General features: G+C 72.1%; 16 protein-coding genes. 10 read left to right on the forward strand and 6 right to left on the reverse strand.

Going from position 1 to position 17,071, the window contains the following annotated elements; all coding sequences use genetic code 11:
- Window positions 1-14: 14 nt before the first annotated feature.
- From N1F89_RS18300 to N1F89_RS18310, 3 genes are all read right to left on the reverse strand, one after another.
- Window positions 15-1,226, reverse strand: coding sequence for an ABC transporter substrate-binding protein (locus N1F89_RS18300; protein WP_290085855.1), 1,212 nt, complete (start codon window positions 1,224-1,226; stop codon window positions 15-17).
- A gap of 271 nt (window positions 1,227-1,497) precedes the next feature.
- Entirely contained in the window at window positions 1,498-2,085 is a 588-nt protein-coding gene (locus N1F89_RS18305; protein WP_290085856.1) for a PIN domain-containing protein, read from the reverse strand.
- Window positions 2,086-2,098: 13 nt separating this feature from the next.
- Window positions 2,099-2,557, reverse strand: a complete 459-nt coding sequence (locus N1F89_RS18310) for an excisionase family DNA-binding protein (RefSeq protein ID WP_290085857.1) — start codon at window positions 2,555-2,557, stop codon at window positions 2,099-2,101.
- A 339-nt stretch (window positions 2,558-2,896) separates the two neighbouring features.
- Here N1F89_RS18310 and deoC point away from each other — a divergent pair, with 339 nt between their 5' ends.
- Together deoC and N1F89_RS18320 are read left to right on the forward strand one after the other, a co-directional pair.
- Window positions 2,897-3,937: a deoxyribose-phosphate aldolase gene (gene deoC, locus N1F89_RS18315; RefSeq protein ID WP_290085859.1), complete on the forward strand. Its 1,041-nt coding sequence runs from the start codon at window positions 2,897-2,899 to the stop codon at window positions 3,935-3,937.
- Window positions 3,938-3,959: 22 nt separating this feature from the next.
- Complete coding sequence (locus N1F89_RS18320; RefSeq protein WP_290085860.1) at window positions 3,960-6,326, forward strand: aldehyde dehydrogenase family protein; 2,367 nt, start codon at window positions 3,960-3,962, stop codon at window positions 6,324-6,326.
- 24 nt (window positions 6,327-6,350) lie between these two features.
- Here the strand turns inward: N1F89_RS18320 and N1F89_RS18325 are convergent, their stop codons facing one another.
- Genes N1F89_RS18325 through doeA form a run of 3 tightly spaced genes read right to left on the reverse strand, consistent with a single transcriptional unit; the run spans window position 6,351 to window position 9,418 of the window.
- A complete protein-coding gene (locus tag N1F89_RS18325) occupies window positions 6,351-7,058 on the reverse strand; it encodes a GntR family transcriptional regulator (protein WP_290085861.1) in 708 nt (235 codons plus the stop codon).
- Entirely contained in the window at window positions 7,055-8,212 is a 1,158-nt protein-coding gene (gene argE / locus N1F89_RS18330) for an acetylornithine deacetylase (RefSeq protein ID WP_290085862.1), read from the reverse strand. The genes N1F89_RS18325 and argE overlap by 4 nt, the downstream gene beginning before the upstream one ends.
- Window positions 8,213-8,233: 21 nt before the next feature.
- Window positions 8,234-9,418, reverse strand: coding sequence for an ectoine hydrolase DoeA (gene doeA / locus N1F89_RS18335; RefSeq protein WP_290085863.1), 1,185 nt, complete (start codon window positions 9,416-9,418; stop codon window positions 8,234-8,236).
- Window positions 9,419-9,675: 257 nt separating this feature from the next.
- On the opposite strand from doeA, the gene ehuB reads away from it, so the two are divergent.
- The 8 genes from ehuB to N1F89_RS18375 all read left to right on the forward strand — a co-directional run bounded on the left by ehuB (window position 9,676) and on the right by N1F89_RS18375 (window position 16,993).
- Window positions 9,676-10,521 (forward strand): ectoine/hydroxyectoine ABC transporter substrate-binding protein EhuB, encoded by an 846-nt coding sequence (gene ehuB, locus N1F89_RS18340; protein ID WP_290085864.1) that lies wholly within the window; start codon window positions 9,676-9,678, stop codon window positions 10,519-10,521.
- Window positions 10,522-10,682: 161 nt separating this feature from the next.
- Window positions 10,683-11,411 (forward strand): ectoine/hydroxyectoine ABC transporter permease subunit EhuC, encoded by a 729-nt coding sequence (gene ehuC / locus N1F89_RS18345; protein ID WP_290085865.1) that lies wholly within the window; start codon window positions 10,683-10,685, stop codon window positions 11,409-11,411.
- The gene (gene ehuD, locus N1F89_RS18350) at window positions 11,411-12,088 is read left to right on the forward strand and encodes an ectoine/hydroxyectoine ABC transporter permease subunit EhuD (protein WP_290085866.1); all 678 of its coding nucleotides are present in this window, start codon (window positions 11,411-11,413) and stop codon (window positions 12,086-12,088) included. The genes ehuC and ehuD overlap by 1 nt, the downstream gene beginning before the upstream one ends.
- The gene (gene ehuA / locus N1F89_RS18355; protein WP_290085867.1) at window positions 12,085-12,861 is read left to right on the forward strand and encodes an ectoine/hydroxyectoine ABC transporter ATP-binding protein EhuA; all 777 of its coding nucleotides are present in this window, start codon (window positions 12,085-12,087) and stop codon (window positions 12,859-12,861) included. The genes ehuD and ehuA overlap by 4 nt, the downstream gene beginning before the upstream one ends.
- Before the next feature lie 4 nt (window positions 12,862-12,865).
- Window positions 12,866-13,876, forward strand: coding sequence for a hydroxyectoine utilization dehydratase EutB (eutB, locus tag N1F89_RS18360; RefSeq protein ID WP_290085868.1), 1,011 nt, complete (start codon window positions 12,866-12,868; stop codon window positions 13,874-13,876).
- The gene (locus tag N1F89_RS18365; RefSeq protein ID WP_290085869.1) at window positions 13,866-14,858 is read left to right on the forward strand and encodes a cyclodeaminase; all 993 of its coding nucleotides are present in this window, start codon (window positions 13,866-13,868) and stop codon (window positions 14,856-14,858) included. The genes eutB and N1F89_RS18365 overlap by 11 nt, the downstream gene beginning before the upstream one ends.
- A 44-nt stretch (window positions 14,859-14,902) precedes the next feature.
- Window positions 14,903-15,394: an Lrp/AsnC family transcriptional regulator gene (locus tag N1F89_RS18370; protein ID WP_290085870.1), complete on the forward strand. Its 492-nt coding sequence runs from the start codon at window positions 14,903-14,905 to the stop codon at window positions 15,392-15,394.
- Between the two features lie 114 nt (window positions 15,395-15,508).
- Complete coding sequence (locus N1F89_RS18375) at window positions 15,509-16,993, forward strand: NAD-dependent succinate-semialdehyde dehydrogenase (protein WP_290085871.1); 1,485 nt, start codon at window positions 15,509-15,511, stop codon at window positions 16,991-16,993.
- Window positions 16,994-17,071 lie beyond the last annotated feature (78 nt).

Below are 17,071 nucleotides of genomic sequence, written 5' to 3' on the forward strand. Positions count from 1 at the left end.
CCGGCCGGACCGGACTACTCGACCTGGCCGACCTCGGCGAACTCGTCGCCCTCGACCTCCATGCGCAGGATCACGCCGGGCACGTCGCCGTTGTCGTCGAACTCGTGGCTGCCCGAGGCGCCCTCGTAGTTGATGTCGGTGCCCTCGGCGATGAGCTGGCGCGCCTTCTCCCACTCGCCGGGCAGGATCATCTCGCCCGGCGCGCTCGCCACCGCGCGCAGCGCCTCCGACAGGCCCTCGCGGTCGCCGCTGCCGTTCTGCTGGATCGCCAGCGCGATCAGGAAGGCCGCGTCGTAGGACTGCGCCACATAGGTGCCGTTCGGGTCGACGCCGGCCTCCTCGGCGAGCTTGTTGAAGACCTCGGTGCCGGGCGTCTCGTTGCTGCCGGCGCGCGTCGCGATCATGCCGTCGAGCCGGCCCTCGCCGACCGCCGGGATCAGCGCGCCGCTGACCATGCCGTCGCCGCCGGCGAAGCGCGAGAAGTCGCCGCCCTCGATCGCCTGGCGCAGGATCGTCTGGCCCGAGCCGTCGGCATAGGCGAGCACGACCAGCATCTCCGCGCCGGCCGCGGCGAGCGAGCCGACCTCGGCGCGGTAGTCGGCCTTGCCGTCCTCATGCGCCTCGTTGGCCGCCACGGTGCCGCCCTGCGCCTCGAAGGCGCTCGCCAGCGCGTCGGCGAAGCCCTTGCCGTAGTCGTTGTTGACGTAGCTGATGGCGATGCTCTCCACCCCGTCGCCGCGCAGCGTCTTGGCCAGCATCTCGCCCTGATAGGCGTCGGACGGCGTGGTGCGGAAGACGAGGTCGTTGTCCTCCAGCTCGGTCAGCGCCGGCGAGGTCGCCGCCGGCGAGATCAGCATGACGCCGCCGGGGATCGCCGCGGTGTTGGCCGCCGCGATGGTGGCGCCCGAGCACAGCGGGCCGACCAGCGCCGTCACGTTCTCCGAATTGACCATGCGGTCGGCCGCGCCGGCGGCCGCCGTGGTGTCGGCGCAGGTCGTGTCGCCCTGCACGAGCTGCAGCTCGCCGTCGAGGATGCCGCCCTGCTCGTTGACGTGCGTCACGGCCAGCTCGGCGCCGTTGAAGATCGGCGGCACGAGGCTCTCGATCGGGCCGGTGAAGCCGCCGAGGAAGCCGATCTTCACGTCCTCCGCCTGCGCGGCCGAGGCGGCCAGCATGGCGGCGGCCGCGACCGAAGCGGCGAAGACCCTGCGTGTGTTGCGAACCATGGCGTAACTCTCCCTGTGATATGGCGAAGCCCGCGCATGGAACGCCGCGCGGGCAGGAAGTCCGATACTGGTCGGGCGCGCCCGCTTTGTAAAGAACCGCCGACTGGGCCAGCCGCCCGCCCCCGGGCGCCGCGCCGATGGCGATGCCGCCCGGCGGTCCGCAACCTGGAGCAAGAGCCGATCTGCTTTTCACGGCATCGCAGATCGGCTCCAAGCGATTGTCTTGACGCGTTTGCCAACGGCGAACCGGTTTCCACCTCGCCTGGAAACGCTAGAGCGACCGCACCTCGCCGATCAGCAGGCTCGCCGTCTGGCCCAACCCGGCGCCTTCCATCTTCAGAATGAGGCTTTCGGCATCGATCTGCGGCCTGTTGAACCGGGTCCGCATCCTGCGAAGCGCGGCGACCGCAGCGGGCGTGTCGAGATCGACGATATCAGCCAGGAACGCGTCTGCCGTCGAGGCGATGAGATTGAACGGGCCGATGCTCCGTTCGGGGAAGTGCTTGATGTTGTCGGTCACGATCACCGAGGCCCGCGCCTGGATCGCGGCCGCCAGCACATGACGATCGTCGTCGTCCGGCAGATCGCACGCGGCGATCAGCATCTGGTATCCCTCGGTGATCGCCTCGGGGAAGGCGCGTCGCATCGCATCGCAGTGGCGAGCCGCGATCGCTTCGGCGTCGGCGATGCCGCGCTTTGCGTGAATCGAACGGATCGCGCGTTCGGTTTCGGCGAGGATTCGTTCGGACCATCTGGGCCGGAAGAGACCCGCCTCCGCCAGGCTGAGCATCATGTTGCGCGTCAGCGCGCCCGCCAGGACGCATGCGTCGATCGTCGCGGTGTAGCGGTTCGGCGCCATTCTCCCGGAAGCGTCAGATCAGGTCCGCGTCCAGGCTCGCGAGCTCGTCCAGAGCCCGCTCGCGCTCGGCGTCGCGCCGCCGCGCGTAGTCGAACAGGTCCCTGGCGCGGACCCGCCTGTGCCGACCGACCATCGTGTGGGCGATCTCGCCCTTCTCGAGCAGCTTTATGAGATGCGGTCGCGACACGTTCAGCAGGTCGGCGGCCGCCTGCGTCGTCAGCATCTCCTCGGTCGGAACGATCGTGACCGCGCGGCCGCTCGCCACATGGCGCAGAAGCGTCATCAAGGACTGCGCCAAGGCCGGAGCGAGGACGACCTCGCCCCGCCTCTCGACGTCCAGGGCGAGCCTCAGGCGCGCCGGCTCACCGTCCTTCATGGTGTTCGCCAGCACCTGGCGAAGCTGGTTGGCACTCTCGCGCTCCTCGTTCGACGGCATGCGATCCTCGAGGAGGCGGGCTTTCTCGGCGGCCATGGTTCTCTCCCACACGCATCGGCGCACGATCCGTATATCGTCCATATTCGAAATAAACGCAACGACAGAACGCCATGCCGGCGCGTTTGTTCCGCGGTCCTCGCCCGTCCCCCATGGCCTGCCTGGTGCGCGCGCCGCACGGCTTCCGGCGCTGCGTCGGCCGCGACGCTGCGAGGCGGCGGCGAGCGACGCCCGGCGCCGATGGCGGCTTGCCAGCCGCGCCCCGGTGCTGGAATAATGCCGCCGACGATGCGGCCGCGCCGCCGGGCGCTCCGGCGCGCGGGTCCGCGCCCGCCCCTCCTCCCGGCCCGCGCCCGGGGTCACGCTTTCGGGGTCGACATGACCGGCAAGCAGCATTCACCGGCCGCCGGCGGCGGCGCCAGCGTCCATCCGCTTCCCAAGGCGTCCGGCACGGCGGCCGAGCCGCCGGCGGCGCGCAATCCCGGCCTGCCCTTCGATGCCGGCTGGCTGGAAGCGGCGCGCCACGTCAACCGCTCGGCGCTCGAGCGCCGCGTCGACACGCTGGGCAAGCGCCGCTCGGTGAAGAACGAGCACCAGGCGGCCTGGCTGCTGCGCGCCCTCGCGGTGATGGACCTGACGACGCTGTCGAGCGACGACACGCCGGGCCGCGTGCGCCGGCTGTGCGCCAAGGCGCGCAACCCGCTGCGCGCCGACATCGTCGAGGGGCTCGGCCTCGGCGACGCGGTGATCCGGCCGGCCGCGGTGTGCGTCTACCACCCCTTCGTGGCGACCGCGGCGGCCGAGCTCGCCGGCACCGGCATCCACGTCGCCGCCGTGTCGACCGCCTTTCCGCACGGCCTGGCGCCGCTCGCGACACGGCTCGCCGAGATCCGCGCCTCGGTCGCCGACGGCGCCGACGAGATCGACGTGGTGATCCCGCGCGGCCTGGTGCTGGAGGGCCGCTGGCAGGCGCTCTACGACGAGATCGCCGCCTTCCGCGAGGCCTGCGGCGCGGCGCATCTCAAGGTCATCCTGGGCACCGGCGACCTGGCGACGCTGTCGAACGTGACGCGCGCCGCGCTGGCCGCGATGATGGCCGGCGCCGACTTCGTCAAGACCTCGACCGGCAAGGAGAGCGTCAACGCCACGCTGCCGGTCGGCCTGGCCATGCTGCGCGCCATCCGCGCCTATCACGAGGCGACCGGCCAGCGCATCGGCTTCAAGCCGGCCGGCGGCATCTCCACCGCCAGGGCGGCGCTCGACTGGCTGATCCTGATGCGCGAGGAGCTCGGCCGCCGCTGGCTCGAGCCCGACCTGCTGCGCTTCGGCGCCTCCAGCCTGCTGACCGACATCGAGCGCCAGCTCGAGCATCACCTGACCGGGCGCTATTCGGCCGCCCACCGCCACGCCATGGCCTGACGGCCGCCGCAGGGAGCCCCGCGTGACCATTCTCGAACGCTACGCCGCCATGGACTACGGACCGGCGCCCGAATCGCGCGCCGAGGCCGACGCCTGGCTCGCCGGCCGCGACCTCGCCCGCACGCTGTTCGTCGACGGCGCCTGGCGCGCCGGCCGCGCCGGCCGCCGCTTCGCCGTCGAGGAGCCGGCGAGCGGCCGGCCCCTGGCCGAGATCGCCGAGGCTGACGCCGACGACGTCGCCGACGCGGTCGCCGCCGCGCGCAAGGCGCTGCCGCGCTGGCGCGCCGCCTCCGGCTACCGCCGCGCCCGCATCCTCTATGCCATCGGCCGCGCCATGCAGCGCCACGCGCGGCTGTTCGCGGTGCTCGAATCGATCGACAACGGCAAGCCGATCCGCGAGAGCCGCGACATCGACGTGCCGCTCGCCGTGCGCCACTTCATCCACCACGCCGGCTGGGCGCAGGAGATGGCGCGCGCCTTCCCCGGCCACGGGCCGGTCGGCGTCGTCGGCCAGATCATCCCGTGGAACTTCCCGCTGCTGATGCTCGCCTGGAAGATCGCCCCGGCGCTGGCGGCCGGCTGCACGGTGGTGCTCAAGCCGGCCGAGTACACGCCGCTGACGGCGATCCTGTTCGCCGAGATCTGCGCCCGCGCCGGCGTGCCGAAGGGCGTCGTCAACATCGTGCAGGGCGGCGCCGAGACCGGCAGCGCCATGGTCGCCCATCCCGGCGTCGACAAGATCGCCTTCACCGGCTCCTCCGAGGTCGGCCGCATGATCCGCCGCGCCACCGCCGGCAGCGGCAAGGCGCTGTCGCTCGAGCTCGGCGGCAAGTCGCCCTTCGTCGTCTTCGACGACGCCGACCTCGACAGCGCCGTGGAAGGGCTGGTCGACGGCATCTGGTTCAACCAGGGCCAGGTGTGCTGCGCCGGCTCGCGGCTTCTCGTGCAGGAAAACGTCGCCGAGACGCTGCTTGCGCGGGTGCGCGCGCGCATGGGCCGGCTGCGGCTCGGCGACCCGCTCGACAAGAACACCGACATCGGCCCGCTGGTCGCCGCCGTGCAGCTCGCCCGCGTGCGCGACCTGGTCGCCGAGGGCGCCCGCCAGGGGGCGGAGTGCTGGCAGCCGGCGGTCGACCTGCCGGCGGCCGGCCACTACCACCTGCCCACGCTGGTCACCGGCGTGGCGCCGGCCAACGTGCTGATGCAGGAGGAGGTGTTCGGCCCGGTGCTGGCGGCGACCACCTTCCGCACCACCGAGGAGGCGGTGGCGCTCGCCAACAACACCCGCTACGGCCTCGCCGCCTCGGTGTGGAGCGAGACGGTCGGCCGCGCGCTGCACGTCGCCCCGCAGCTCAAGGCCGGCGTCGTGTGGATCAACGGCACCAACCTGTTCGACGCCGCCTGCGGCTTCGGCGGCTATCGCGAGAGCGGCTTCGGCCGCGAGGGCGGGCGCGAGGGGCTGCGCGAATACCTGGCGCCGGCCGGGCCGGCGCGGCGCCGCGCCTATGCGCCGATCGCCATGCCCGAGGCGACGGGCGAGCCCGACGCGGCCATCGACCGCACGCCCAAGCTGTTCGTCGGCGGCCGCCAGGTGCGGCCCGACGCGACCTATGTGCGCGCCGTGGCCGATGCCCGCGGGCGGCTCGCCGGCGAGGCCGGCATCGGCAACCGCAAGGACATCCGCAACGCCGTCGCGGCGGCGCGCAAGAGCGCCTGGCCGTCGGCCACCGCCTACAACCGCAGCCAGGTGCTCTATTATTTCGCCGAGAACCTCGCCGTGCGCGCCGACGAGTTCGCCGCCCGCATCGCCCGGCTGACGGGCGCCGGCGCCAGAGCCGCGCGCGCCGAGGTCGACGCCGCCGTCGAGCGCCTGTTCGCCTGCGGCAGCCTGGCCGACAAGGTGGAGGGCCGCGTCCACCAGCCGCCGATGCGCGCCGTCACCCTGGCGCTCAACGAGCCGGTCGGCGTCGTCGGCCTGGTCGCGCCCGACGCCGCGCCGCTGCTCGGCCTGGTCGCCATGCTCGGCCCGGCGCTCGCCATGGGCAACGCGGTGGTCGCCGTGCCGTCCTGGCGCTACCCGCTGGTCGCCACCGACCTCTACCAGGTGATCGAGACCTCCGACCTGCCGGCCGGCGCCGTCAACATCGTCACCGGCCCGGCCGACGCGCTGGCCCGTGTGCTCGCCCGCCACGACGACGTCGACGGGCTGTGGTGCGTCGCCGACGCAAAGACCTGCCGCGCCGTCGAGCTCGAATCCGCCGGCAACCTGAAGCGCGTGTGGACCGGCAACGGCCGCGCCGTCGACTGGCATGCCGAGGACGCCGACGCCGCCGCCTTCGCCGCGCGCGCCATCGAGGTCAAGAACGTGTGGGTGCCCTACGGCGACTGACGCCGGCGGCGCGGCCGGGCGGGCTCACTCGCCAGGCGCCGCCCGCTCAGCCTGGGCGCGCAGCCGGGCGAAGCTCATCGCGATGTGGGCGCGCCGGATGGCGCCGACATTGGCCAGGTCGCCGGCTTCCAGCGCCGCCAGCACGTCGGCCACCTCGCGGCGGAAATGCGCGATCTCCTCGGCCAGAAGCCGCTCGTAGGCGGCCAGCCGGGCGGCCGTCTTCAGCCAGATGCGCGTCGTCTGGTAGTAGAGCCGCTCGCTGATCTGGCGCAGCGGCGCATTGGCCGTCAGCGTCGCGATCAGCGCGAAGAACTCCATGTTGAGCCGCGCGAAGGCGCGCGCGTCGGGCCGCTCGACCAGCGCGTCGCAGCCCGAAAGCACGGCGCGGAAGCGGTCGAGGCCGGCCCCGTCCGGCGCCACCGGCGCCAGCCGGCCGTAGAGCTCGGCGAGCGCCACGCGCAGCTCGTAGACCTCGGCCAGCGCCGCGATGTCGATGTCGGTGACGATGGTGCCGACGCCGTGCACCGAGCGCAGCAGCCCCTCGTCCTCGAGCCGCGCGAGCACGCGGCGGATCGGCGTGCGGCTCGCCGCGAACTCGGCCGCCAGGTCCGCCTCGCGCAGCCGGTGGCCGGGCGGGTAGTCGAGCAGGCAGATGCGCAGGCGCAGCGTCTCGTAGATGCGCAGCAGGCGTTGCCGCCCGTCGCCGCGGCGGCGCTGCGGCGCGGACGTCATGTCAGCCGGTCGGCGAGCCCGTCGAGCATCGCCAGGCACGCCTCGAGCTGGTCGGGGGCGACGTATTCGTCCGGCTTGTGCGCCTGCTCGATCGAGCCCGGCCCGCAGATCACGGCCGACATGCCGATCGCCTGGAAGAGGCCGGCCTCGGTGCCGAACGACACCGCCTCGGCCTCCTGCCGGCCGGTCAGCTCGGCGACGATGCGGCGCGCCTCCGATTCGCTCGCCGGCGCTAGGCCGGCGACCTCGCCCACCACATGGGTGACGATGTCGGCCTCCGGCGCCGTGCCCTGCATGGCCGGCCGCAGCACCTCGTCGACATAGGCGCCGATCGCCGCCTTGACGTGCGCGGCATCGGCCGGCTGAACCGGGCGCATCTCCCAGTCGACGCTGCAGTGGCTGGCGATCACGTTGTGCGCCGTGCCGCCGGCCATGCGGCCGATCTGCAGCGTCGTCCAGGGCGGCCGGAACGGGCTGTCGACCGGCGCCCGGCCCTTCAGCTCCTCGGCCAGCTCCATCAGCCGCGTCGCGTAGCGCACGGCGTATTCCACCGCGTTGACGCCGCGGTCGGGCTCCGAGCCGTGGCCGGCGCGGCCGTGGAAGGCGACGGTGTATTCGTGGCAGCCCTTGTGCGCCTCGATGATGCGCATCGCGGTCGGCTCGCCGACGATCGCGGCGGCCGGCCGGATGCCGGCGCGCTGGAGGTCGGCGACGAGATGGCGCGCGCCGAGGCAGCCGACCTCCTCGTCATAGGTGAAGGCGAAGTGCAGCGGCCGGGCGAGCGGCACGGCGGCGAAGCGCGGCGCCATCGCCAGGCAGCAGGCGATGAAGCCCTTCATGTCGCAGGTTCCGCGGCCGTAGAGCCGGCCGTCGCGCTCGGCGAGCGTGAAGGGATCGCTGGTCCAGTCCTGGTCGACCACCGGCACCACGTCGGTGTGGCCCGACAGGACGATGCCGCCGTCGCCCTCGCCGCCCAGCGTGGCGAACAGGTTGGCCTTGGCGCCGCTGTCGTCGCGCGCCATGGAGAGCTGCGCGCCGAGCCCGCTCAGGATGTCGCCGGCATAGGCGATCAGCGCGAGATTGCTGTCGGCCGAGACCGTCGGGAAGGCGACGAGATCGGCCAGGATGTCGCGGGCGCGCGCCAGATCGGTCATGCGGTCAGCCTTCGCAAGCGCCTAGTCCTTGACGAGCAGCTTGCGCGGCCGCTTGCACAGGCATTCGGCCGGCCCGCTGTCGCGGATGAGGATGCTCTCGGTGATCTCCAGCCCCCAGTCCGACATCCACAGCCCCGGCATGAAGTGGAAGGTCATGCCGGCCTGCAGCTCGGTGTCGTCCTCCTTGCGCAGCGAGATCGTGCGCTCGCCCCAGTCGGGCGGATAGGAGATGCCGATCGGATAGCCGCAGCGCCCGTCGCGGCGGATGCCGGCGCGCTCCAGCGCGCCGTAGAGCGCCTCGGCCACGTCGCCGGCCCGGTTGCCCGGGCGCGCCGCCTCGAGGCCCGCCTCGAGCCCCTCGCACAAGGCCTTCTCCGCTTCCAGCATGAAGTCGGGCGGCTGGCCGAGGAACACCGTGCGGCAGAACGGCACGTGATAGCGCCGGTAGCAGCCGGCGATCTCGAAGAACGTCGCCTGGCCCTGCTCGAAGCGCCGGCCGTCCCAGGTCAGGTGCGGCGCGGCGGCGTCCGAGCCGCTCGGCAGCAGCGGCACGATGGCCGGATACTCGCCCCAGTCGTCGTCGACGCCGCGGATCGCGTCGCCGTAGATCTCGGCGACCAGCTCGTTCTTCTTCATGCCCGGCTCGACGCGCTCGAAGATGCCGTCGACGATCTTCTCCGAGATGCGCGCCGCCCGGCGCATGAAGACGATCTCCGCGTCCGACTTGACCGCCCGTTCCCAGTTGACCAGCCCGGTGGCGTCGACGAAGCGCGCGTCGGGCAGCTCGTGCTGCAGCACCATGAACGCCTTGGCGGTGAAGTAGTAGTTCTCCATCTCGACGCCGATGCGCCGCGCGTCGTAGCCGTGCGCGCGCACGATCGCCGCCAGCATCTCCATCGGGTGGATGGTGCTCGCCTGGACGTAGTGGTCCGGATAGCTCATCACCCGCTCGTCGGGCATGTAGACGGTGCGCACCGCGCCGTTGGCGTCCTGCGCCCGGCCCCACCACATCGGCTCCTCGTCGAGGAACACCAGCACGCCCTGGTGGACGTAGAACGACCAGCCGTCATAGCCGGTCAGCCAGGCCATGTTGGACGGGTCCTCGATGAACAGCAGGTCGATGCCGCGCGCCACCATGGCGTTGCGCACCTTGGTCAGTCGGTCGGCGTATTCCTGGGGGCTGAAGGGAAGCTGCGAGGCGGGCATGGCGGTTCCGCAAAGACGGCCGCAGGCCGGAGCGCCGGCCGGCGTGGCGATGGCAAGATGTATCCCTCTATCGCACTTGGGCGGAGCCGGAAAAGAGATTCCTTCAGCCCGCCCGCGACCGCGCCGCAGCACCCCGCGGCGGGCGCCCGGGGCAGGCCCCGGGAAAGGCATTGACAGCCTCTCCGGCCGCATGATGATGTATACATCCTTCCGCTCAAGCCTGCGAAATAGTTCAAACCGTAACAGGGGATAGGCCTATGAGACGCACATTTCTGAAGGGCATGGCCGCACTCGGCGCCGTCGCTCTGACCGCCGGCGCCGCTGCCGCGCAGAGCACGCTCGAGCGTGCCAAGGAGCAGGGCTACATCCGTGTCGGCTTTGCCAACGAGGCGCCCTACGGCTACGCCACGCCCGCCGGCGAGCTGACCGGCGAGGCGCCCGAGGTCGCCAAGGCCGTGCTCGCCAAGATGGGCATCGACGAGGTCGACGGCGTGCTCACCGAGTTCGGCTCGCTGATCCCCGGTCTCAAGGCCGGCCGCTTCGACATCATCGCGGCGGGCATGTTCATCACGCCGCAGCGCTGCGAGCAGGTGCGCTTCTCCGAGCCGTCCTACGGCATCGGCCAGGCCTTCCTGGTGCAGGAGGGCAACCCGAAGAACATCGCCGACTACGGGACCATCGCCGAGAACGGCGACCTCAAGCTCGCCGTGATGGCCGGCGCCGTCGAGGCCGGCTATGCCGAGGACGCCGGCGTCGACCAGGGCCAGCTCGTCGTGCTGCCCGACCAGGCGAGCCTGGTCAGCGCGGTCAAGGCCGGCCGCGCCGACGCCGCCGCGCTCACCGCGCTGTCGATCGCCCGCATGGCCGACAACAACGAGGGCGTGGAATCGACCGAACCGTTCGGCGAGGTCGCCGGCGAATCGGTCAAGGGCCATGGCGGCTTCGCCTTCCGGCCCGAGGACGAGGACCTCTACCAGGCGTTCAACGCCACGCTGAAGGACTTCGTCGGCACCGAGGAGCACATCGCGCTGGTCTCCGAGTTCGGCTTCGGCGAGGGCTACCTGCCGAACAAGACCACCGAGGAGCTGTGCGCCGGCGAGTGACCGGGCCGCACGGCTGACCATGCCGCCGCGGTCCGCCGCGGCCACGGACGGGCGGGTGCCGGCGGCGCCCGCCCTCCCGGATAAAGAGCACGGGGGACAGGCCGCTCCGGCACCGGCGCACCAGCCGGGGCCGGATTTTCGGCCCTAGGCGGAGAACGGGGATGCAGCTTCGGTCGCTGGCGATCTGCGCCATCGTCTTCTTCACCGCCGGGCTCGCCGTCGCCAGCTTCGCCGGATTCCGCGAGTTCATCCCGGGCCTGCTCGAGGGCGCCCTCGTCACCATCCAGATCACCATCGGCGGCTGCGTGCTGGCCGTCGTCATGGCGCTCCTGGCCGCCATGGCCAAGATGTACGGCCCGGCGCCGCTGCGCTGGCTGGCGGTCGCCTACATCGAGGTGTTCCGCGGCACCTCGGCGCTGGTGCAGCTCTTCTGGCTGTTCTTCGTGCTGCCGCATTTCGGCATCCTGCTCGAGCCGCTGACGGTGGCCATCGCCGCGCTCGGCCTCAATGTCGGCGCCTACGGGGCGGAGGTGGTGCGCGGCGCCGTCAACGCCGTGCCGCGCGGCCAGTGGGAGGCGTCGGTCGCGCTCAACATGCCGCGCACGCTGGCGCTGCGCCGCATCATCCTGCCGCAGGCCTTCATCGCGATGATCCCGCCCTGGGGCAACCTGTTCATCGAGCTGCTCAAGGCGACCGCGCTGGTCTCGCTGATCACCATCTCCGACCTCGCCTTCAAGGCGCAGCAGATGAACCAGACCACCTTCCGCACGATCGAGATCTTCACCATCGTGCTGGTGATGTACCTCGCCATCTCCATCCTCATCACCGTCGGCATGCGCTGGCTGGAAAGCATCGCCGCGCGCGGCATCGCCCGCGGAAGGAGCCAGTGATGTTCTGGGACTGGGGCTACACGCTGGAGATCATGCCGACGCTGCTTCGCGCGTCGCTCATCACGCTGCAGGCCACCGTTCTCGGCTTCCTGCTCGCCGCCTCGCTCGGCCTCGTCCTCGCCATCCTGCGCATGTCGCAGAGCCGCTGGGTCTCGCTGCCCACCGGCGCCTTCGTCGAGTTCGTGCGCTCGACGCCGGTGCTGATCCAGATCTTCTTCATCTTCTTCGTGTTTCCCGAGTTCGGCATCGTCCTGCCGGCCATGGTGGCCGGCGTCATCGCGCTCGGCCTGCACTACGGCGCCTATTGCTCGGAGGTCTACCGCGCCGGGCTGGAGAACATCCCCAAGGGCCAGTGGGAGGCCTCGGTGGCGCTCAATCTGAGCCCCTACGTCACCTTCCGCGACATCATCATCCCGCAGGCCATCCCGCCGGTCGTGCCGGCGCTCGGCAACTATCTGGTGGCGCTGTTCAAGGAGACGCCGCTGCTGTCGGCGATCGCCGTTCTGGAGCTGATGCAGACGGCCAAGATCCTCGGCTCGCAGAGCTTCCGCTACGTCGAGCCGATCACCATCGTCGGCCTGTTCTTCCTCGTCTTCAGCCTCATCGCCGCGGCGCTGATCCGCCAGGTCGAGGCCTGGCTCAACCGCTCCCTGCGCAACCCCGGAGGCGCGCGATGACGACCCCCATGGTCAAGTTCGACAAGGTGACCAAGCGCTACGGCTCGCTGACGGTGCTCGATTCGCTCGACCTCGAGATCGCCGCCAACGAGAAGGTGGCGATCATCGGCCCCTCCGGCTCCGGCAAGACCACCGTGCTGCGCATGCTGATGACGCTCGAGCGCATCAACGAGGGCATCATCTATGTCGACGGCGAGCCGCTCACCCACATGGAGAAGAACGGCACGCTGGTGCCGGCCGACCAGCGCCACCTGCGCCGGGTGCGCGGCAACATCGGCATGGTGTTCCAGCACTTCAACCTGTTCCCGCACATGTCGGCGATCAGGAACTGCATGGAGGCGCCGGTCAACGTGCTCGGCATGCCGAAGGCCGAGGCGCGCGAGCGCGCCGCCGAGCTGCTCGACATGGTCGGCCTCGGCGACAAGGTCGACCAGTATCCGAGCCAGTTGTCCGGCGGCCAGCAGCAGCGCGTGGCGATCGCCCGCGCGCTGGCCATGCGGCCCAAGGTGATGCTGTTCGACGAGGTCACCTCCGCGCTCGACCCCGAGCTCGTCGGCGAGGTGCTCAACGTCATCCGCAAGCTCGGCTCCGAGCACAACCTGACGATGCTGATGGTCACCCACCAGATGGGCTTCGCCCGCGAGTTCGCCGACCGCGTGTGCTTCTTCTACGGCGGCAAGATCGCCGAGGAGGGCGCGCCCGACGAGATCTTCTCCAACCCGGAGAACGAGCGCACCCGCCAGTTCCTGAGCGCCGTGCTGGAGGCCAACTGAGCCGATGGAGACGCTGGCGCTGTCCGACATCCTGGCCGCGCGCCGGGCGATCGCCGGCGTCGCCGCGGCGACGCCGCTCGTCCCCTCCCCGTTCCTCGAGCGCGTGGCCGGCTGCGAGGTGCTGATGAAGCTCGAGCTCGCCCAGCCGGTCGGCGCCTTCAAGCTGCGCGGCGCGGCCAACGCGATGGCCGCGCTGCCGGCCGGCACCGCCGGCGTCACCTGCTGCTCGACCGGCAATCACGGCCGCGCCGTCGCCTACGCCGCCCGCCGGCTCGGCCTGCGCGCCGTCATCTGCATGTCGCGCCTGGTGCCGCAGGCCAAGGTCGACGGCATCCGCGCGCTCGGCGCCGAGGTGGCGATCGTCGGCGACAGCCAGGACGAGGCCGGCGCCGAGAGCCGCCGCCTCGCCGCGCGCGACGGGCTGGTCGAGATTCCGCCCTTCGACCATCCCGCCGTGATCGCCGGCCAGGGCACCATCGGCCTCGAGCTGCTGGAGGAGCGGCCCGACCTCGCCGCCGTCCTGGTGCCGCTGTCGGGCGGCGGCCTCGCCGCCGGCGTGGCGCTCGCCGCCAAGCGCATCAAGCCGTCGATCCGCGTCGTCGGCGTCACCATGCAGCGCGGCGCGGCCATGCACGCCGCGCTTGCCGCCGGCCGGCCGGTCGCCGTGCGCGAGGTGGCGAGCCTGGCCGATTCGCTGGGCGGCGGCATCGGCCTCGACAACCGGCTCACCTTCGCGCTGTGCCGCGACCATCTCGACGCGACCGTGCTCGTTTCGGAGGCGGAGATTTACCGCGCCATGCAGGCGCACTATTACGAGGACAGGCTCATCTGCGAGGGTGCCGCCGCCGTCGGCGCGGCCGCCCTGATGACCGGCCGCGCCGGCCGGCTCGACGGGCCGGTCGCCACGCTCCTGACCGGGCGCAACGTCGACATGGCCGTGTTCACCGACATCGTCGCCGGCCGCGACGTCGCGCTCGGCGACACCACGCTGGAAGGACGCCCCTATGCCGCATGACGTGCTCGTCGTCACCGAGGCCGACCTGCGCAAGGCCGTCGCGCTCGACCGCGAGGCCGTCGACACGGTGGAGAACGCCTTCGCCGCGCTCGCCACCGGCCGCGTCGTCATGCCGCCGATCCTGTCGATGGCGCTGCCGGAGGCGAATGGCGAGGTCGACGTCAAGACGGCCTTCATCCCCGGCTTCGACGGCTTCGCCATCAAGGTCAGCCCCGGCTTCTTCGACAATCCGAAGCTCGGCCTGCCGAGCCTCAACGGGCTGATGATCCTGTTTTCCGCCCGCACCGGGCTGGTCGAGGCGCTGTTCCTCGACAACGGCTACCTGACCGACGTGCGCACCGCCGCCGCCGGCGCCGTCGCCGCGCGCCACCTGGCGCCGGCCGCCGTGGACACCGCCGGCGTCATGGGCACCGGCGTGCAGGCCCGCCTGCAGATCGCCGCCGCGCATCTCGAGCGGCCGTTCGGGCGCGTCCTGGTGTGGGGCCGCGACGCCGACAAGGCGGCGCGCTGCGCCGCCGACATCGCCGAAACGCTCGGCATCGAGGCGAAGACCGAGCGCGACCCGGCGCGCCTCGTCGCCGAGAGCCAGCTCGTCGTCACCACCACGCCGGCCGAGCGGCCGATCCTCGCGGCCGAGTGGCTGCATCCCGGCCTGCATGTCACCGCGATGGGCTCCGACCAGGCCGGCAAGAACGAGATCGCCGCGCGCGCCGTCGCCGAGGCCGGCCTCTACGTCGCCGACCGCGCCAGCCAGTGCGAGGCGCTCGGCGAGCTGCGCAGCGCCATCGCCGCTGGCCTGTGGCCGGGCGGCGCGCCGGTCGAGCTCGGCGACGTGGTGGCCGGCCGCCACCCCGGCCGCACCGCGGCCGACCAGGTGACAATCTGCGACTTGACCGGCACCGGCGCGCAGGACACCGCCATCGCCACGCTGGCCCTCGCCAAGGCGCGCGCGGCCGGCGCCGGCGCGTCGATCGCGACCTGACCGGCCGTGCCGCACATGGCTCGCATCCCGCGAGGCGCCCGGCCATGCTGAAGCTCGACGACCGCGATTTGAAGATCCTGTCGATCCTGCGCGCCGAGGGCCGCATCTCCAAGGCGGCGCTGGCCGAGCGCGTCAACCTGACGGCCGCGCCCTGCTGGGAACGCCTCAAGCGGCTCGAGAAGGCCGGCATCATCACCGGCTACCATGCCGACGTCGCGCTGCGGAAGATCGCGCCGCACATCGTCGTGTTCATGGCGGTCGAGCTGGAGGGCCACCGGGCGGAGAACTTCCAGGTCTTCGAGCGCGCCGTGGCGCGCATCGACGAGATCGTCGGCTGCTGGGCGGTCGGCGGTGGCTTCGACTACATCGTCCAGGTCGTCACCACCGACATCGACGCCTACCAGCGCCTGGTCGACGAGCTGCTGGAGGCCGGCATCGGCCTGTCGCGCTACTTCACCTATGTGGTCACCAAGCCGGTCAAGCAGTCGAAGGCGCTGCCGCTCGGCCGCCTCGTCGCCGGCGCGCAGAAGGATTGAGCGGCCGGTCGCCGCCACTTCCGACGATTCATCGCCGCGCGCGCCCCGCGACAGAAGAACAATCGCCGCCGCCGGCCGCATGATGGCGCCTGTCCCGGTTTCAGGAGCCCCGCCATGACCGCCATCGCCGCCCTGGAGAAGACCTCCCTTTCGGCCCTGCGCGACCCCCGCCTCTTCCGCGAATACGCCTATGCCGACGGCCACTGGATCGCCGCGCCCGGCGACGCGGTGATCGACGTGCACGACCCGGCCGACGGCAGCCGGCTCGGCTGCGTGCCCGCCCTCGGGCCGGTCGAGGTCGAGGCGGCGGTCGCCGCCGCCCACCGCGCCTTCGCCGGCTGGTCCGCCGCCCTGCCGCAGCAGCGCGCCGCGCGGCTCGCCGCCTGGCACGCGCTGATCCTCGAGGCGCGCGCCGACCTCGCCCACCTGATGGTGCTCGAGCAGGGCAAGCCGCTGTCCGAAGCGCTCGGCGAGATCGACTACGCCGCCTCCTTCGTCGCCTTCTATGCCGAGGAGGCGCGCCGGGTGAACGTCGAGAGCGTCACGCCGCACCTGGCCGACGCCGAGATGCAGCTCGTGCGCGAGCCGGCCGGCGTCGCGGCGCTGGTCACGCCGTGGAACTTCCCCTCCGCCATGCTGACGCGCAAGGCCGCCGCGGCGCTGGCCGCCGGCTGCACCGTCGTCGCCCACCCCTCGTCGGAGACGCCGTTTTCGGCGCTGGCGCTGGCCGAGCTGGCCGAGCGCGCCGGCCTGCCGGCCGGCGTCTTCAACGTGCTGACCGGCCGGCCCGACCGCGTCGTCGGCGCGCTGACCGCCTCGCCGCTGGTGCGCGTGCTGTCCTTCACCGGCTCGACCGAGATCGGCCGGCTGCTCTACGGCCAGAGCGCGCCGACCATCAAGCGCCTGATCATGGAGCTCGGCGGCCACGCGCCCTTCGTCGTCTTCGCCGACTGCGACTTCGAGCGCGCCCTCGACAGCGCCATGGCGGCCAAGTTCGCCACCTCCGGGCAGGACTGCCTGGCCGCCAACCGCTTCTATGTCGAGCGGCCGATCTACCAGCGCTTCGTCGCCGCCTTCGCCGAGCGGGTGCGCGCGCTGCGCCTCGGCCCCGGCCTCGCCGATCCCGACATCGGCCCGCTGATCAACGGCCGCGCGGTGGCCAAGCAGGCCGCCCATGTCGCCGACGCGCTCGACCGCGGCGCCCGGCTCGTCGCCGGCGGGTCGACGGCGGCCGAAGGGCCGCTGTTCTTCGAGCCGACGGTGCTCGCCGACGTGCCGGAGGACGCCCGCATCTTCCGCGAGGAGACCTTCGGCCCGGTCGCCGCCTTCGCGCCATTCGACGACGAGGCGGCGGTTCTCGCCCGCGCCAACGACACCGAGACCGGCCTCGTCGCCTATCTGCACACGCGCGATGCCGGCCGCATCGCCCGCCTGTCGCGCGGCCTCGCCTTCGGCATGGTGGCGGTCAACCGCACCAAGATCACCGGCGCGCCGGTCCCCTTCGGCGGCATGCGCCAGGCCGGTCTCGGCCGCGAAGGGTCGCGCATGGGGTTGGAAGCCTATACCGACGTCAAGTACATCTGCCGCGACACGTTCTGACGGCAGGCAGGAAGGCGCCATGTTCGACAACCCGTTCGCCGACGCGGAGCTGGGCGACCGGCTGGCGGCGGTGCGCGC

The organism is Aquibium sp. A9E412, from assembly GCF_030398335.1.
In the GTDB taxonomy this organism is placed as follows: Bacteria; Pseudomonadota; Alphaproteobacteria; order Rhizobiales; family Rhizobiaceae; genus A9E412.

What these genes read in the sequence shown, in the direction of transcription:
- N1F89_RS18365 (WP_290085869.1), top strand. Translation starts at nt 13,866, where the DNA reads ATGCCGCATGACGTGCTCGTCGTCACCGAGGCCGACCTGCGCAAGGCC.
- ehuA (WP_290085867.1), top strand. Translation starts at nt 12,085, where the DNA reads ATGACGACCCCCATGGTCAAGTTCGACAAGGTGACCAAGCGCTACGGC.
- N1F89_RS18300 (WP_290085855.1), bottom strand. Translation starts at nt 1,226, where the DNA reads ATGGTTCGCAACACACGCAGGGTCTTCGCCGCTTCGGTCGCGGCCGCC.
- argE (WP_290085862.1), bottom strand. Translation starts at nt 8,212, where the DNA reads ATGACCGATCTGGCGCGCGCCCGCGACATCCTGGCCGATCTCGTCGCC.
- ehuD (WP_290085866.1), top strand. Translation starts at nt 11,411, where the DNA reads ATGTTCTGGGACTGGGGCTACACGCTGGAGATCATGCCGACGCTGCTT.
- ehuC (WP_290085865.1), top strand. Translation starts at nt 10,683, where the DNA reads ATGCAGCTTCGGTCGCTGGCGATCTGCGCCATCGTCTTCTTCACCGCC.
- N1F89_RS18375 (WP_290085871.1), top strand. Translation starts at nt 15,509, where the DNA reads ATGACCGCCATCGCCGCCCTGGAGAAGACCTCCCTTTCGGCCCTGCGC.
- ehuB (WP_290085864.1), top strand. Translation starts at nt 9,676, where the DNA reads ATGAGACGCACATTTCTGAAGGGCATGGCCGCACTCGGCGCCGTCGCT.
- N1F89_RS18370 (WP_290085870.1), top strand. Translation starts at nt 14,903, where the DNA reads ATGCTGAAGCTCGACGACCGCGATTTGAAGATCCTGTCGATCCTGCGC.
- N1F89_RS18305 (WP_290085856.1), bottom strand. Translation starts at nt 2,085, where the DNA reads ATGGCGCCGAACCGCTACACCGCGACGATCGACGCATGCGTCCTGGCG.
- doeA (WP_290085863.1), bottom strand. Translation starts at nt 9,418, where the DNA reads ATGCCCGCCTCGCAGCTTCCCTTCAGCCCCCAGGAATACGCCGACCGA.
- eutB (WP_290085868.1), top strand. Translation starts at nt 12,866, where the DNA reads ATGGAGACGCTGGCGCTGTCCGACATCCTGGCCGCGCGCCGGGCGATC.
- N1F89_RS18310 (WP_290085857.1), bottom strand. Translation starts at nt 2,557, where the DNA reads ATGGCCGCCGAGAAAGCCCGCCTCCTCGAGGATCGCATGCCGTCGAAC.
- deoC (WP_290085859.1), top strand. Translation starts at nt 2,897, where the DNA reads ATGACCGGCAAGCAGCATTCACCGGCCGCCGGCGGCGGCGCCAGCGTC.
- N1F89_RS18325 (WP_290085861.1), bottom strand. Translation starts at nt 7,058, where the DNA reads ATGACGTCCGCGCCGCAGCGCCGCCGCGGCGACGGGCGGCAACGCCTG.